Source organism: Neobacillus niacini (assembly GCF_048572935.1).
GTDB lineage: Bacteria > Bacillota > Bacilli > Bacillales > Cytobacillaceae > Neobacillus > Neobacillus niacini.
Window position 1 is genome coordinate 565,656 of sequence record NZ_CP183883.1, and the last position, 16,206, is coordinate 581,861.

Consider the following 16,206-nt stretch of genomic DNA (forward strand, 5'->3'; position numbering starts at 1 on the left):
TTTGATTGGGCTATCAAAGGAAACTGCTAACTCAGCTGCATCTTCCCTAGAGAGCACTAGCTAAAAACTGATGATGAGAAGCCTGGTAGGCAGCCTCTAGCACGGGATATTATTAGGATTAATGATGATCGTAGCCTGTTTAACAACGAGCAAAGGACTTGTTACAGCTTGTTCTTCATACTTTCATAAACTATTTCCAAAGGTATCTTACAAAACATTTGCTATTAGTTTGTCTATTTTTAGTGCAATAGTTGCTAATATTGGTCTAACACAGTTAATTGCTATTTCTGTACCTGTATTAACAGCTATTTACCCATTAGCTATTGTTTTAATTTTCCTAACATTTTTTCATTCTTTATTTAAAGGTAAACCTGAAGTTTATCAAGGAAGCTTACTATTAACATTTATTGTTAGTTTCTTTGATGGATTAAATGGAGCTGGTATACACTTTTCATCTATTAATCATTTCTTTAATGCAATTCTTCCTATGTACGAGGTCGGACTAAGGTGGATGATTCCAGCTATTGTTGGAGGATTCATAGGGTACGGCAGCAGCCGATTACGAGTGAAATTCATTCCTAATCATCCAAAACTAGATTGATTAATAAATAAATATTTTAAAAAGAGATCTAGGAATAATGCCTAGATCTCTTTTTTATGAATATGGAGATAGTGGTTCTGGTGTATTAAACGATTTTTATTAAACAAAAAAGACCCCAGCCAAAATTGGTTGAAAGCCTGTCGAATTTTTTTAAGAGATGCCTTTGAAATTAGGAGCATAACTAGAGTCTATAATTAAGAACCTTATTTACGGAATATGGAGAAAATCCACTCCCATTTATCTTTAGGTCTTTGAATGGCTTTTTCTAAGCGTTTATTAAAGTCATTTTGTGAAAGCCATTCTTTTTTCATTTCTTCTCGGAGATTTTGTAATTCACTTTGTAAATATTCGTTCTTTAGTTTTTCCTGTTCCAGCAATGTTTCATAATGAATGTTTTCCTGTTCAGATAATTTCTCAATCCTAGCTTGGGTTTTTTGAGCTGAATTTGAAATGTTCGAACTTAAGTGATGATGATCCTGCTTTAGCCCGGTAACCGTGGATTTAAGTTCGGTTATATCGTTTATTACTTGGACATTCATTTCACGTGTAGCAGCGAGCTCACTGGTTAAATACGCTAACATCTCTTTTAAATGACTGGGATCTTGTGGGAAATTGGCATATGAATCAGATATTGCAATCTCTGTTTGATTTAATCCTTCTAATCTTTCTTTTTGTTGATATGCAAGATCTTTAGCCGTACTGTCTAGAGGCTTGTCCGTATCGCGTAACGCTATAAGTGCTTCAATATCGGTTTGAACAAAGATACGCCGATCGCCCTCTTTTAAAAACTCATAGCCATTTCGCTCTAAAATTTGGCCATATTTCCGAACAGTAGGTGTTGCAATCCCAGCTTCTTCAGCTACTTCCTTGGAAGTGAAAGAGCGCTCAAACGGTTGAATATCATTTCGCATAACTGACCACCTTTTTTATAAATAAATATGAAGGGTTATTGATGAATTTTCAAGAGCCATATCACCTAGCGATATAAATAAAAGGAAACGATTATACCCGTTCCCTGCGAAGTAATGTCTTGAAGCTTGGCCGTATCGGAGATCGATATGTCTCTTTAATTGTCCGATTCAAAAATCATATCGCCCAGTGATACGATAGAATAAAGACTACTGAACACTGATGTAAAAGACGAATTGGCAATTAAAAAAGAAAATATTACTTCAAGCCTTGAAAACAGTAATAAAGAAATTGCTGAATTGAGAGCACCTAATGAAGAAAAATCAATCAGTGATTGAGGCGTTAAGAAGTCTAGTAGTTGGGCAAGAAATGCAGCTAAAAGACTAGGGGTAGACAGGTCATTTATAACTGAGATTCGAAAAAAATAAGATATTTGATAATTGATTAAAGAGGCTTTTAAAGCCCTTTCTATATTTTTTCTTAAACTAAAAATGAGGGATGATGGATGTAGTCATATCATCTAGCGATATAAATAAAAAAGAGAAGATTATCCCCTTTCCTTACCAATTAATATTCTGAGGTTTGGCCGTATCAGGTGGCGATATAACTCTTTAATATCATATTTATAAGACGTATCGCCCATCGATACGATAAACAAAAAGAACTATTTAGCTCCTTCCGAAGAAGTTCCGATTAAAACGGTTCTTCTTTTTTGGTTAAATTCTCAACCGCAGAAAAACGACATGGTCTTTTAACAGTTTCATCCTGAGGATTGGTTATATAACGTGACGCTATAGTATCATTCATCTTGAACCAATATATTTTTTCGGTGAATAATTCAGCAAAAACTACATATTATTTCCCCGAAAATACAAAATTCGACTAGTTTTCACATATCACTATCCTATTAGAAATTGTAAATATGATAAATAGGTTATAAGGGGGCTATAGAAAGATGAAAGATCTTTCCGGAAGATATTTAAAGTCAATTGCTGAATACGGGAATTTCTCACATGCTGCCAAGGCCTTATATATATCACAGCCATACCTTAGTAAATATATTAAGAATTTGGAGGATGAACTAGGAATTGAGCTAGTTAACCGGAGAGTAAATCCTTTAACGCTCACATATGCAGGGGAACGATATTTATCATATATGAATGAAATAGAACAGACATATATAAAATTGCAGCATGAAATTGAGTCAATCTCTAATATGGAAAAAGGGCAGTTAAAGCTTGGTATAAACCCAATATTAGGTTCTCACACCCTCTATAATATCCTACCTGAGTTCATCTTGAATTACCCTGGGATTGAAATTGAACTGGTTGAGGAAGCTGCGAATGATATGGAATCTCTACTTTTGGAGGGGAAAATTGATATATGTTTAAACATGCTTCCTATATTTAATCAGGAAATTGTCTACGACATTCTTTATGAAGAAAAACTTTATCTTGTTATTCCCCCTACCCATAAGCATTATAATCCTGATAAGAAACCAATTGCCCATATTCCATTTAATCCCCATCTTCTGGACGGGGAAAAATTTAATTTACTTAAAAAGGGGCATGGTTTAAGAAGACTCACAGATGAAATATTCAAAGAATACTCCATTAATCCTAATATCGAAATTGAAACGCAGAATATCGAAAGTGCATTCCGGTTAGCAAATAGTGGTGTTGGTTTAACCATCATTCCTGAAAGTGTGGTTACCCGGGATAATATCATTACTGATTCTATTTTCTACACTTTAGGGAACCCAGTTTATAAGAATCACGTATTAGTCAGTTATAAAAAAGGGGAATCCTTATCTACCCCTGCCCTTACATTAATACCGACATTTTTCTTCGTATATTAGCAGAAAAGGCCACCCAACAGTTCAGCAAACTGATGAAAGGCCTTTTCTAGTTATTGGTTATTTCTTTTATTGATTTATGGAAAAAGCATTTAAGTTAACGAATCGACACTTTGATATAGCAGGGTTTTAATCCCTTATTACATCATGCCGCCCCTAAGGTGAGAATATGTAGTATCTTTAAAGATGTGTGCAAAAAGTGTGTTTTATCAAGCTTTTTCTATTTTTTTCTGTAACATCCTTAACGGGGTTTTCACTGGATTGCGTTAGCAAAATGTTAGCACTTTGATTGCAAAAAATACTTTAATCTATATCCATTAAATTCGTTATTTGTATTTCCTATTTTACATAGTTACAAAGTTTACCGATCTGCTCTACTTCAACAATTACAGTATCGCCTGACTTCATTGGGCAACTTCCAGAAGGTGAACCAGTAGCTAAAACATCACCCGGCTCTAGTGTCATAACCTGTGAAACCCAACTAATTAGGAAAGGAATTGATAGTGTCATCTCATTAGTGCTACCATCTTGTACAACTTTGCCGTTTAGAGTTGTTATTATTCGTAAATTTGTTGGATCTATACCTGTCACAATACATGGACCTAACGGGCCAAAGGTATCGAAACCTTTTCCGCGTGTAAACTGAGGATCAGTTTTGGTAAGATCTCTTGCAGTTACATCATTAAATACAGTACAGCCAAAAACATATTCCAGTGCCTCTTCTTCTTTTATATTTTTGCCACGTTTTCCAATAACAACGGCCACCTCTCCCTCCATTTCCACCTGCGCAGTTAAACCACTTGGAGGAAGAATAATTTCACCATGATCCGGAATCACAGACGATGTAGGCTTTAAAAATAAAAACGGTTCCTTAAGATAAGCTGTACCTCCAGTCTCTTTAGCATGCTCAGCATATGTCCAGCCAAAATTAACAATTTTTGAGGGAACTACTGGCTCCAAAATCTTGACATCACTATATTTAACTCTTATGCCGTCATATATTAGTTTATTGTTAACAATTTCAGTAAAATTGCTAGTCAATTGTAAAATTTCCTCGCCATGAACAATCCCGTAAAATACTTTACTGCTTTGATTTTGATAACGAACTATTGTTTGCGTTTTTTGTAGTACCTGCGTCACCATCGCCAGATCGACTCCCTTATTCACTTAATGAATTGAACCCTGTTTGCTGATTAATTCATATTGTTCTTCTTACTTTTTATTGAACTCCACCTTTTTTTTTATTACTGTCTTCGCTAACAAAGTTTCTTAAACCGAACCAATCTCTAAATAAAGTCACTTAAAAGGAGCCCCATAACTGAGACCCCTCTCAAATTCAAATGTTCAAAAAGTTACATTACTTTTTTCAATTCTTCTTTATCCTGACCTTCATTGTTCTGGTCTCTGCTTGCAATATCATACTTTTCTGGATTTTTCGCTACTTTCACTAAGGCAAAGACGGTTAACAGCCCTAATATGAGTGCGGGTACGCCTCCTAGGTTCGAAAGCATTTTGATTCCGTCAATTTTAGCGAAGCTGATCATGATCCAAGAGATGATTCCGATTGCAGCTCCCCAAACAACTTTAATACCCAAGCCTGCTTCAGGGCTTTCAGGCGTAATACCAGACGAACTGATTCCGCCCATTGCTGAGATATTGGAGTCGGAAGCAGTGACGAAAGAGATAAAGACAACAAATAAATAAAAAGGAATTACTAAACTAGACAACGGTAAATCAGATAGAACTGCATATAAAACGGATTCAGGACCTGAATTAGTCAAAATATCCCCTAGGGTTCCTTCAGTCATCTGCTTGTGAATTGCTGTACCGCCAAAAATGGTCATCCATAATCCACCGAAAGCTGAAGGGAAAACGAAGTTAACCATAATAAAAGCTCTTACTGAATAACCATAGGATATCCTTCCAAGGAACAATGCCGTAATCGCTGCCCACGAAAACCAGTTAGCCCAATAAAAAACAGTCCACCATTGAGGCCATTGGTCACCTGATGAAGCTCCTGTAAATAAGCTTTTTTCAAAGAAATTGGTTAAAAAGTTTCCAAAAGATTCAGTACCAAGATTAACAATATAAGCTGATGGTCCTACAACAAACATAAATAGGACGATCACAATATACACTTTCATATTTATATCGGATAAAATTCTAATTCCTTTCATCAAACCAGTAGAAGCAGAAAGAATAAATGTCACCATAACCACGAAAGAGATAATAGCCCAAAGTGCTGGATTACTAGCGATACCTGATAGATAATTCACTCCACCTGCTAAGTTCAAAATACTCGTTCCCATGGCTGCAGCCATTCCAAGTGCCAATGTATATAAACATAAGGCATCTATCGTTTTTCCCCAACCGCCAAATACTTTTTCCCCAAAAAGCGGTGACAGCGTTGAACTTAAGCTGAACGGTTTACGCATATTATAATAAGCAAAAGCGAACATAAGTGCAGGAACACAATATATAGCATATGGAGTAACCGTCCAGTGAAGATACATCGTTGACATCGAGAAAATAGCAGCAGCTGCACTGTTTGGCTCGATTCCTAAAGACTCAGGTGGAGCCGTTACATGGTAGATGGGCTCAACGATTCCCCAAAAAGTTACACCTGATGCGATAGTCGTACATAGAGTAATTGCCAGCCAATTAGATAATTTAAGCATTGGTTTTGCATTTTTTCCGCCAATTTTCACTTTCCCAAGTGGTGAGAAATAGACCCCTACTACCGTTATCAGCATAATTAAGCCGCCTAGACTAAATAACCAACCGACATTCGCAAGTAGCCAGTTATTGGCATCCGTTGCCATTTTAATGAAGCCCTCTCGGTTGAAAAAGCTAAATAAAGCGGCAGCAATCAATAACAAGAACGGAGGCCAAAAAACACTGTGTCTCAAATTTTTCATCCATATTCCCCCTTATTTTTAAAAAATTTAGAAATACCCCTATATATTTGTCGCCGGAATATACCAAGCATTTTATCACTAGGTATGTTCCGGCTTCTTGATGACTCAAAAAAATAAATCCTAGTTGAAGATTGGATAGGTAAGTTTTAAAATTTCATCTGTATACTTTCTCACCTGTTTAACGATCGATTCATTAACGGTATTATAAAGCACGTGATTTTCGTGCTTCGGTAAAAACGTATTTTGCGTTTTTACCATAATTTTTGCCGCTTCATAGAAATCATTATAAATAGATAAATGCTGGCAGACGCAGATTGCTGCTCCTAGACAGGCGACACTGCTGCCTTTACGTCGATGTACCGGTAATCCAAACAGATCGGCAATGATTTGCATCAGGACATCACTTTTCGAGCCTCCGCCTATAACAACTACATCCTTTAATGTGACATCTATTTCAGATAACATATCTTCAATATTGTTCTTAATGTTATAGGAAATCGCTTCCAAAATTGAACGATAGATATGGAATTTAGTATGGCGTTGATCAAAACCCATCATAATCCCTTTTCGATAGGGTTCTGAAGGTGTCGATAACCAGTCTAAAATGGTAATCAAGCCGTCACTGCCCACCGGAACCTCTTGTGCTTTCCTATTTAAGTATTCCTCTTCTGATACACCCAACTTTGCCGCTTCTGTAACGAGTTCTTCGCCAATCAGCTTTTTAAACCAACTCACGGTCCACATCCCTCGACGAATTCCATTAGATTCATAAACATATTTAAAGGGAATGCAGGCAAGCGTTGGGAAAAAGTTAACCGCATTTTCCTTGTATACATCTCTTAGCAGCATGGAAGAAATGAAGGTTCCAAGAGAAATCATGATGCTTCCGTCGTCCTTGATTCCTGATCCCAACGCCTCTACCGCTTTATCATTGGCTGTTGCTACTACCGGTACACCTTGATTCAAACCAAACTCTTCCGCTAGTTCTTGTCGAAGTGTCCCCATCCTTTCACCTGGTTTGACAAGAGTAAAGACCATCTCACTCTTTAACCCATAAGCCTTAAATACTTCCTCGTCCGGTGACCAATCAAGCGTTTCACGATCCAACGGCCAATGAACTTCATAATTGGCAGCGGAGTCTTTAAATTCTCCAGTTAACCGAAAGCCTAGATACCCTGAAGTAGTCGTGACATATTTGACCTGATCATCAGAATGGATATATGGTTGATTCAGACGGGAATCCATCCAGCTTATGGCAGGATAAGCTAGATGTCCATCTTCATTTAACAACACACGACAACATCTAATGGTACAAAGGCCAATTCCAGCAATCTCTTTCGGATTGCCAGAAAAATTAGCCAGACATTTTTTAATTGCTCCATACACACTGTCCCATAAATCATCATCAGGATGGATGACGACACCTGGTTCAGGGGATAAGGTTTCTTTTAATTGATACGATCCAAAGGCAACTTCATTACCTTCCACATCATAAATGGCCACTTTTGTACTTTGCGAGCCATTATCAATCCCCATTACATATCTGTTCATATAATCACCCTATATCAACCTTTTATATATTTAAGGCCTTCTTCCTGAGGGAAAATGGTACCGAAATTCATGATGCCATTTGGGTCAAACGCTTCCTTTAGTTTTTCCAGCATATAGTAAGCGGAACCGTGCTCTTCAAGTGTCCACTCGCTACGGTATTTTCCAATACCATGGTGATGACACATGGATCCACCAAGCTTTAAAGTTTCTTCAACAATGATGGCTTGTATAGGATGATGATAAATTCTCATTTCATCCTCTGGCGCACAATTAATAGTATAGTTATAAACAAAATACATATTTGTTCCATTTAGATAGCTATGGGAAGAGTGGCCTCCAAGCATGGTGATATCTTCAATTCTGTCAAACTCTTCTTTTACTCTTTTCATCACATTATGATAAATCTTTGTGATGCTTTCCCAGTCAGCGGAAACTTCCGTTGTATAGCCATCATGCTTATGTTGATTAATCATCGTTTGGATTTCATGATCAATATGCCCTTGCGTCCAATTCAAGTTATTGAACCAATTTTCGATGAATTGGTCTTCTACCTTTTCAACAATGCCCTCTTGGAATTTAGCAACTGCTTCTTCAATCGCCTCATTCGTTGCCTTAACAATACCCTTTGGCCCTTCAGACATGAAAATCAACACGCATTTGTCTTTGTAGAAATGGGAAAAATGCTGTCTTGCATCTTCTTCGGAATAGACACGTGCAACAGATGGTCTAAAACCGTTAGTAATTACTTCTCTTAATATATTTATACCTGTATCTACATCCTTGATTAAATAACCATGGAAAACATTGTTTTCTGGATAGTATTTAAAAATCTTTACTGTCACTTCAGTAATGTAGCATAAGGTTCCTTCGTTACCGATGACAATGTGTCTGATATCTGGTCCGCCCGCTCTTCTTGGAACATTTTTGATTCTGGAAATATGTCCATCTGGGAACACACATTCTAAGCCTACAACCATGTCTTCAATCGCACCGTAAAGGGTTGAGAATTGGCCAATACTTCTTGTTGCTAATAAGCCGCCAAATTGTGCAACTGGCTTTGACTGAGGAGAGTGACCTGTTGTGTAGCCTATTTTACGTAACTCATCTTCTAACGTTTGTAATTTGACACCCGCCTGAACCGTTGCTTGCATGTTATATGGATCAATTTTAATGATTTGATTCATTCTTGAGCCATCAATGACGACTGCAATTTCTTTCCAGTTTTCAAGACCGCCTTCCGTAGCTGTTTTCCCGCTTCGAGGAATCACATTGATCTTATGCTTATTGCAGAACTGCAGAAGGGCCTTAACTTCTTCTGTTGAGTGTGGATATACAATCGCCATTGGCATTGGAACATCCAAGACTTTTTTCGCTTTTGCATACTTCTTATAACGATCAGCCGCTGCGTCATAGAGTGCTTCATGATCCGTATTAATTTGTTCTAGTGAAACAATAGACTCTAATTCTTTCAATAACTGCTCTTTCACTAACTTCATTCCTTCTTTTACTAATTGTTCATTTGTCATTGTTGCATTCTCCTTTACAATCCGTTTCTATATTCCTTTATCGGACTAAATAGCCACCATCCACATTTATGAGAGTACCGTTTACATAGTTAGAAGCGTCTGAAGCTAAATAAATAACTGCTCCCATTAAATCTAAGATATTACCCCATCTATTAGCTGGAATGTGATCTAAGATCCGTTGATTCGCTTCAGAGTTCGCTCTTGTCTCTGCTGTAACCGCCGTTGCAAAATATCCAGGTGCAATTCCGTTTACCTGAATATTATATTGTGCTAGTTCATCACAATAGGCTTTAGTAAAACCGGCTAACCCATGTTTCGTTGCCGCATAGGCTGGTGACCATTGACCCCCAAGGTAGGAAAACAAAGAACAAGTGTTAATGATTTTCCCGCTTTGTTGTGGAATCATGAATTTCGCCACTTCATGAGATAATTCAAAAGCTGCCGTTAAATTGATGGAGACCATTTTATCCCATTGAAGTCTAGTAAATTTGGTTACATCTGGTTCATTAATACAAATTCCTGCGTTATTCATGAGGATATCGATTTTTCCAAAAGTAGAGATACATTCTTCTGTAATCCTTTGACAAGCCCCTTCTTGAGTCACATCCGCAATCATGAGATGATACCGAACACCCTCTGCTTCTATGAGGTTTTTAGTTTCATCATTGTCACTAGCGACGCTGACCGCAAAAATGTCTGCCCCTGCCTTTGCTAGTGCTAAAGCAAAGCCTTGCCCTAATCCAGAATTCCCTCCAGTGATAATCGCCACTTTACCTTTTAAACTAAAATAATTCATTGAGAAGTCTTTGATATCAACTAATTTAGTAGTCATTGTTTAACCCTTCTTCTAGAAAGTTTTTAATATTATTAACGTTAATTTACTATAAACACCTCCACTTGTAAACGATTTCTATAGAAAATTTTCTATTTTTTTAAATTATTTATTATATTGTGGAAAATTTTCCATTGTGATATGCTTTCATTAAGCACTAAATGAGAAGAGAGGGAGAGACCATAAATATTAATTTAAACAAATTAAATGACCTGGAGCTTTCGGTCCATAATAAACTCACTGAAGTGATAAAGGATAATGAAAAGCTAAAAATATTAGAGGCAGCTGAATTTTGTGAAGTGTCTCCATCAAAAGTATCCAAGCTTGTAAGAAAACTTGGCTTTGATAGTTTTAAACAATATAAGCAATTTTTCGGTGGACAGTCCATCATTCAGGAAGACAAGATAGTTTCTAGTGAATTGGAACGATTAAAACACTTTATTGAAAATTTTGACCATGCATTAGTGGATGAGTTTATTACCCTTTTTAAAAAGTACAACCGAATCGTTCTATTTGGATTAGGGCCATCCTTTATTTGTGTAGAATACTTTGCCTATAAGCTCGCTCTTGTTTCTGGGAAAAATATTTTAGTGTCGCAAGGAGAAGATCATGCAAAGCATTTAGTTGATGAGGACACTCTTTTGATAGTTTTTTCAGTAACAGGGAAATTTACTTCATTTGAAAACCTCTTCAATGGAGCGAAGGTTAAAGGGGCTGAAATATTGTTGATTTTGGAGGAATATGACCATACATCTACTTTAAAAGCAGATAATATCTTTTTCTTAACCCAATCTACTCAAAATGAAAAGTTGTTGCCGTATGAAAAAACACGAACGGTATTCTTTATTTTCATCGAAGAAATTATCGCAAAATTACTAGCAGAACGAGAGACAGCAAGTAGGGATGAATAAATTCAACAGACCGCCTGATGATCAGACGGTCTGTTTTCATATATTCTTAGATTGTTACGACACTATCAGCTGTATCTACTAGTTCCTTTTGTTCTTGTGATGAAAACTCAACGACGGTTCTGCCGACGTTAATGCAATTGCAGTCATGGAAGCTATCGAAGGCTTGATTAATATCCGTTAACTGAATACGATCGAGTACAAGTTCATCGAGCATAAATTTGCCATCTAAATAAAGCTGGGCAATGGTAGGGAAGTCACGATATGGCTGTGTATCTCCATAGAAGCTTCCCTTTAAGATTTTTCCGACGCGATGGAATCCACCTGCTGGCAACTGGAGTGCCATAGCTGGGTTGAAAGCTCCAACAACAACAACGGTGCCGCCTTTTCTTGTTCCTTTCCACGCACTTTCAGTCGCTCCTGTGTGACCGGTACAGTCGATTGCAAAATGTACACCGAGTCCGCCTGTAAGCTCTTTTAACGCTTCATCCGCATTTTGTTCGGCGACATTGATCGTATGAGTCGCACCGAATTTTTTTGCGATTTCTAGGTTAGCAGGCTTCATATCGCAAGCAATAATTTTTGCCGCACCTGCAATACGTGCCCCTTGAATTGCATTGACACCAACTCCACCGATTCCAAATACCGCGACGGTCGAACCTGGCGTTACTTTGGCAGCATGGACGGCAGCACCGTAACCAGTCGCCACACCACAGCCGATTAACGACGCTTGAGCAAGCGGCATTTCATCAGGAATCTTTACACATGAAAGTTCCGGTACAACGGTATATTCTGCAAAGGTAGACAATAACGAATTGTGATAAATCGTTTCTCCATCCTTGCTTAAACGAGAGGTCCCGTCCAAAAGAGTTCCTTCAAACATTGGACCAAATGCCGTTTCACATAAATGAACATTACCTGTTACGCAAAACTCGCAGGTCCCGCAATATGGAGCCCAGCTTAACGCCACTTTATCGCCCACTTTTACTTTCGTTACATTGGATCCAACCGCTGTAACAATCCCTGCTCCTTCATGGCCAAGGATGGTTGGCTTAGGGGTTGTTTCATCTCCTAAAGCATTTAAATCGCTGTGGCAGACTCCTGTTGCTTCAATTTTAACAAGTACCTCATTCGCTTTTGGTGCAGCAAGCTCCACCTCTTGGATTTCTAACGGTTTTCCAACACCCGTCATGACTGCAGCTTTCATTTTCATCTTAGTTCCCCCGTGTCCTCGGAATTTTTAGTAAGCAAACCAAATCGCTTTTTGTTTTGTATAAGATGCTAGGGAATGAATCGCGTACTCTTTCCCCCATCCACTTTGTTTCAAGCCGCCAAACGGACTGGCAAAATCATAACATCCATATTTATTCACAAAAACCATACCTGCTTGAAGCTTATTGGCCACTCGATGTGCCCTGGAGACATCATTCGTCCATAGACCAGCACCCAAACCATAAATGGTATCATTGGCCATGGCAATAACTTCTTCTTCTGTTTCAAAAGGAATAATGCAAAGCACAGGTCCAAAGATTTCCTCTTGGGCTATTTTCATCTTATTATCTACGTCAGCAAAGATTGTTGGAAGGATGAAGAAACCATTTGCATTTTCTCCTGTCATATCCCGTTCTCCACCAGCTACTAATCTAGCACCTTGGCTTTTTCCACTTTCGATGTAACTTAAAATTCGTTCCATATGTGCTTCAGAAATCTGCGCACCTTGGTGGCTGTTTGGATCGAATGGGTCGCCTACTACATAGCTTTTGGCCAGTTTCGCAATGTCTTCAACCACTTTGTCGTATACATCCACATGTGCAAACAAACGAGTTGGAGCCGAGCATTTCTCCCCTTTATGTGTAAACAATCCATAAAACGAACGCTCAATCGCTTGATCAAGATTTGGTGGATCATTAAAGATAATGTTTGGAGATTTTCCTCCAAGTTCAAGAGAAACAGGCTTTAAGTTTGAGTCAGCTGAATTGTGGACAAGCTTCTTCCCAATTTGCGTGCTTCCCGTAAAGGCAACCTTATCCACACCCATATGGGTAGAAATATTTTCTCCTGTTCCTCCATCGCCAAGGAGTAAGTTGATGACTCCAGTTGGTAAAATGTTGGCTTCATCAATTAATTCGAACAGACGAATTACCGAAAAAGATGTCTTTTCTGACGGCTTTAAAAGAACCGTATTGCCCATCGCTAATGCAGGTGCGAGCTTCCATGCAGCCATATCCAGCGGGAAGTTGAAAGGAAGGATTTGACCGCACACACCAATCGGATCTCTAGTTGTAATGCTTAAGAAATTCCCTTCAACAGGATTGTTTTCCCCATAATATTTGTCTGTCCAGCCTGCATAATATTCAAAAATATCAACGGCTTCTCCTACTGCATCATGATAGGATTCCGTGTATAACTTCCCGTTATCCAATGTCTCAAGCGTAGCCAATTCAGCACGATGCTGATCCATTAAATCGCTGATTTTCCGTAAAATTTTGGCACGCTCTTTACGAGAAACGGTGCTCCAAGCTCCATGTTCAAACGCTTCGCGTGCAGCCGATACCGCCTGGTCTACGTCCGCTTTTGAAGCCACTTGGAAAGTTCCAATCACTTTTCCATTTGCCGGATTGATGGATTCAATGATTTGTCCGCTTGTGCTATCCAACCACTCGCCATTGATAAATAATTTTTTAGTTGTCTTAAGCCATTCTTTAGCCCATTCCAGTTTCGGCTGTTCGATTCCTTCAAATACTTTACTATTCGTTGCTTGTGTCACGTTCAATCCCTCCATTTTGAATCATATTCTTTATTTCTTCTTTTCCTTTTTCCTTTACTAATCGAGCAGTGGCAGTATAGCCAATCTTCTCTTTTAACTCGACAACCACAGGGATAAAGCTATTGGCTAGCACCTCACATCGCTCTCGATTCGCTTCTGTTCCCTTAATGCATTTTTCAGTAAATGTAGTAAGTGCTTTTTCAAGCATAACCATAGCATCTAAAATATTGGCACCCGCTGCCCCTTCAAATACGTTTAACCCTAATTCTCCATGTTCCAGTGTGGTCTGGACAACATGATCACAGCCTATTACTTGAAAGCAGCATTGAACCAATGTTTCCGGAATGACTGGATTCACTTTTCCAGGAAAAAAGGAGGACCCCGCCTGCACAGCAGGCAGTTGAATTTCAGCAAAACCTGCTTCCGGACCCGATGATAGAAGTCGTAAATCCTTTGCAAACTTCAGCAAACAGGAAGCAAGTATACGTATTTCACTTGAGACCCTAGCTAGGTCATCGATGTTTTGAGCAGCATCGTATAAATTATCACGATGGGACAACTCAAACCCTGAAACCTCACAAAGTTTGGATACTACTGTGTTGCGATAAGCTTTTGGAGCTCCAACCCCTGATCCAATTACCGTACCACCTAGATTAATCGAGTGAAGTTTTGTGACTGCTTCCTCTAATGAAAGGAGCCTTCGTTTAATTACTTGACAATACCCGCTGAAGGTCTTTCCAAGCTGGACCCTCATCCCATCTTGCAAGCATGTACGTGCAATCGTTGTCACGTCTTGAAACTCACCTTCTTTAGCCTTTATTACCTCGACTAGTTGGTCCAATGCTGCAAATAGTGGATGAAAGCTTTTCAAGATAGCTAATCTTATGGCCGTATGGCACACATCCGAAGTCGACTGAGAAGCGTTTACATGTTCGGCAGGATGAACGGGAGTATAGCTTCCTATTGGGTGTCCTAAGGATTCATTCGCTAGATTGGCAATGACTTCGTTCACATTCATGTTTGTGCCTATTCCACCGCCCCCATGCAGAATATCAATCGGAAATTGCTCCCGATGATCTCCTTTGATTAAGCTGTCGCATGCATCAATGATGGCGTTTCCAATTTGTCCGTCAAACACTCCTGCTTCCTGATTAGCGAGAGCAGCAGCCTTTTTGACCAATGCAAGCGATTCGATATACGTAGGATATTGGCTCAGTGTACGTCCAGAAAACGAGAGATTTTGCAGGGTCCTCACCGTTTGAATACCGTACAAGGCTTCCTCTGAAATAACAATGGTACCAAATTGATCCTCTTCTTCCCTCATGAAACCATCTCCAAAATGAATCTATATTTCTATTATTTAATTTTAGTTAATGTTCATATTGTGAACCTTATGTTCACATTAGGAACTTTAATGTCATTGTAAAATGGAAGACCATTCATGTCAAACACAAAATGATAATTTTTTGAAAATATTTAAAACATTAGATTATGTCCAGCCATATACGCTATAATGAAAGCATGAAAAAGGATAAAGAATTACTTAACAAGGAAAAAAATAAACAAGAAAATTCATCTGTTCAAGCAGTTGGCCGTGCCTTATCATTACTGCAGCTCGTTGCCGATAGTAACAATCCTATATCTGTTGCTGACTTAGCAGAGAAATCCCATATGAATCGAACCACTGTCTGGCGTCTGATTGGTACGCTTGAAAATTTCGGATTTGTAGAACGTGATCCGTTAACGAAAGGGTACCAGCTCGGATATGCAGCCAATCGACTAGCTGCCCAAGCAACCAATTATGGACCGCTGATTCGACGGGCACGTCCAAGTATGGAGAAATTACGGGAAGAAACCCAAGAAACTGTCTTGCTGAGTGTACCGAAACATTATGGAACATTAACCATTGATCAAATAGATCCTGCACACAGCGTCAGATTAGTGGATTATGTCAATGCCTACCTGCCCCTGCATTGTACGTCTAATGGGAAACTACTGTTAAGCCTGCTCCCTCCTGAAGAACTAGACATTTTATTGGGACAATCGCTTGAAAAAATGACACCGTTAACCATTACCAACCGGGACGAACTTCTAAATGAAATTCAAATGGTTCGAAAACATGGAGTTGCAATGGCAGTTGGAGAACTGGATGAAAACGAAAACGGCATTTCTGCACCTATTTTTGATCAAAGTAAGAATCTGGTAGCCTTTATCAGTGTCTGTGGTCCAAGCTTTCGATTTACAAAGGAAAAAATGGCAGCATTAACCGGCCGTTTAATCAATGCTGCCCAAGAAATTACCAATTATCTTGATTAAATCAAAAAATGGGGACAATCCTA

At 38.7% G+C, this 16,206-nt stretch carries 12 protein-coding genes and 1 pseudogene; 4 read left to right on the forward strand and 9 right to left on the reverse strand.

The features are described from left to right. Positions 1–103: 103 nt before the first annotated feature. Positions 104–601 (forward strand): annotated as a pseudogene (locus ACN6MT_RS02495) (branched-chain amino acid transport system II carrier protein); the annotation flags it as partial. A gap of 203 nt (positions 602–804) precedes the next feature. Here ACN6MT_RS02495 and ACN6MT_RS02500 read toward each other — a convergent pair. After that, positions 805–1,512 carry a hypothetical protein gene (locus ACN6MT_RS02500; RefSeq protein WP_419954691.1) on the reverse strand — a complete coding sequence of 236 codons (708 nt, stop codon included), beginning with the start codon at positions 1,510–1,512 and terminating at the stop codon, positions 805–807. Positions 1,513–2,465: 953 nt separating this feature from the next. On the opposite strand from ACN6MT_RS02500, the gene ACN6MT_RS02505 reads away from it, so the two are divergent. Continuing rightward, the gene (locus ACN6MT_RS02505; protein WP_419954692.1) at positions 2,466–3,368 is read left to right on the forward strand and encodes a LysR family transcriptional regulator; all 903 of its coding nucleotides are present in this window, start codon (positions 2,466–2,468) and stop codon (positions 3,366–3,368) included. 336 nt (positions 3,369–3,704) lie between these two features. Here the strand turns inward: ACN6MT_RS02505 and ACN6MT_RS02510 are convergent, their stop codons facing one another. From ACN6MT_RS02510 to ACN6MT_RS02530, 5 genes are all read right to left on the reverse strand, one after another. Further along, positions 3,705–4,508, reverse strand: coding sequence for a fumarylacetoacetate hydrolase family protein (locus ACN6MT_RS02510; protein WP_419954693.1), 804 nt, complete (start codon positions 4,506–4,508; stop codon positions 3,705–3,707). Between the two features lie 209 nt (positions 4,509–4,717). Beyond that, on the reverse strand, positions 4,718–6,283 hold the full coding sequence (locus ACN6MT_RS02515; RefSeq protein WP_419954694.1) for a BCCT family transporter: 1,566 nt from the start codon (positions 6,281–6,283) through the stop codon (positions 4,718–4,720). Positions 6,284–6,403: 120 nt separating this feature from the next. After that, complete coding sequence (locus ACN6MT_RS02520; protein ID WP_419954695.1) at positions 6,404–7,834, reverse strand: FGGY-family carbohydrate kinase; 1,431 nt, start codon at positions 7,832–7,834, stop codon at positions 6,404–6,406. A 14-nt stretch (positions 7,835–7,848) separates the two neighbouring features. Then, positions 7,849–9,360, reverse strand: a complete 1,512-nt coding sequence (locus tag ACN6MT_RS02525) for an FAD-binding oxidoreductase (protein WP_419954696.1) — start codon at positions 9,358–9,360, stop codon at positions 7,849–7,851. 37 nt (positions 9,361–9,397) lie between these two features. After that, positions 9,398–10,192, reverse strand: a complete 795-nt coding sequence (locus ACN6MT_RS02530; RefSeq protein ID WP_419954697.1) for an SDR family oxidoreductase — start codon at positions 10,190–10,192, stop codon at positions 9,398–9,400. 161 nt (positions 10,193–10,353) lie between these two features. Here ACN6MT_RS02530 and ACN6MT_RS02535 point away from each other — a divergent pair, with 161 nt between their 5' ends. Beyond that, a complete protein-coding gene (locus tag ACN6MT_RS02535) occupies positions 10,354–11,103 on the forward strand; it encodes a MurR/RpiR family transcriptional regulator (RefSeq protein WP_419954698.1) in 750 nt (249 codons plus the stop codon). Positions 11,104–11,149: 46 nt separating this feature from the next. On the opposite strand, the gene ACN6MT_RS02540 is transcribed toward ACN6MT_RS02535, so the two are convergent. Genes ACN6MT_RS02540 through ACN6MT_RS02550 form a run of 3 tightly spaced genes read right to left on the reverse strand, consistent with a single transcriptional unit; the run spans position 11,150 to position 15,191 of the window. Further along, entirely contained in the window at positions 11,150–12,313 is a 1,164-nt protein-coding gene (locus tag ACN6MT_RS02540) for a Zn-dependent alcohol dehydrogenase (RefSeq protein WP_419954699.1), read from the reverse strand. 27 nt (positions 12,314–12,340) lie between these two features. Beyond that, entirely contained in the window at positions 12,341–13,867 is a 1,527-nt protein-coding gene (locus tag ACN6MT_RS02545) for an aldehyde dehydrogenase family protein (RefSeq protein ID WP_419954700.1), read from the reverse strand. Then, entirely contained in the window at positions 13,848–15,191 is a 1,344-nt protein-coding gene (locus tag ACN6MT_RS02550; RefSeq protein WP_419954701.1) for a lyase family protein, read from the reverse strand. The genes ACN6MT_RS02545 and ACN6MT_RS02550 overlap by 20 nt, the downstream gene beginning before the upstream one ends. A 197-nt stretch (positions 15,192–15,388) precedes the next feature. Between ACN6MT_RS02550 and ACN6MT_RS02555 the strand changes: the two genes are divergently transcribed. After that, positions 15,389–16,183 (forward strand): IclR family transcriptional regulator, encoded by a 795-nt coding sequence (locus ACN6MT_RS02555; RefSeq protein ID WP_419954702.1) that lies wholly within the window; start codon positions 15,389–15,391, stop codon positions 16,181–16,183. Positions 16,184–16,206: the final 23 nt, after the last annotated feature.

What these genes read in the sequence shown, in the direction of transcription:
- ACN6MT_RS02500 (WP_419954691.1), bottom strand. Translation starts at nt 1,512, where the DNA reads ATGCGAAATGATATTCAACCGTTTGAGCGCTCTTTCACTTCCAAGGAA.
- ACN6MT_RS02550 (WP_419954701.1), bottom strand. Translation starts at nt 15,191, where the DNA reads ATGAGGGAAGAAGAGGATCAATTTGGTACCATTGTTATTTCAGAGGAA.
- ACN6MT_RS02535 (WP_419954698.1), top strand. Translation starts at nt 10,354, where the DNA reads ATGAGAAGAGAGGGAGAGACCATAAATATTAATTTAAACAAATTAAAT.
- ACN6MT_RS02555 (WP_419954702.1), top strand. Translation starts at nt 15,389, where the DNA reads ATGAAAAAGGATAAAGAATTACTTAACAAGGAAAAAAATAAACAAGAA.
- ACN6MT_RS02520 (WP_419954695.1), bottom strand. Translation starts at nt 7,834, where the DNA reads ATGAACAGATATGTAATGGGGATTGATAATGGCTCGCAAAGTACAAAA.
- ACN6MT_RS02515 (WP_419954694.1), bottom strand. Translation starts at nt 6,283, where the DNA reads ATGAAAAATTTGAGACACAGTGTTTTTTGGCCTCCGTTCTTGTTATTG.
- ACN6MT_RS02505 (WP_419954692.1), top strand. Translation starts at nt 2,466, where the DNA reads ATGAAAGATCTTTCCGGAAGATATTTAAAGTCAATTGCTGAATACGGG.
- ACN6MT_RS02510 (WP_419954693.1), bottom strand. Translation starts at nt 4,508, where the DNA reads ATGGTGACGCAGGTACTACAAAAAACGCAAACAATAGTTCGTTATCAA.
- ACN6MT_RS02530 (WP_419954697.1), bottom strand. Translation starts at nt 10,192, where the DNA reads ATGACTACTAAATTAGTTGATATCAAAGACTTCTCAATGAATTATTTT.
- ACN6MT_RS02540 (WP_419954699.1), bottom strand. Translation starts at nt 12,313, where the DNA reads ATGAAAATGAAAGCTGCAGTCATGACGGGTGTTGGAAAACCGTTAGAA.
- ACN6MT_RS02525 (WP_419954696.1), bottom strand. Translation starts at nt 9,360, where the DNA reads ATGACAAATGAACAATTAGTAAAAGAAGGAATGAAGTTAGTGAAAGAG.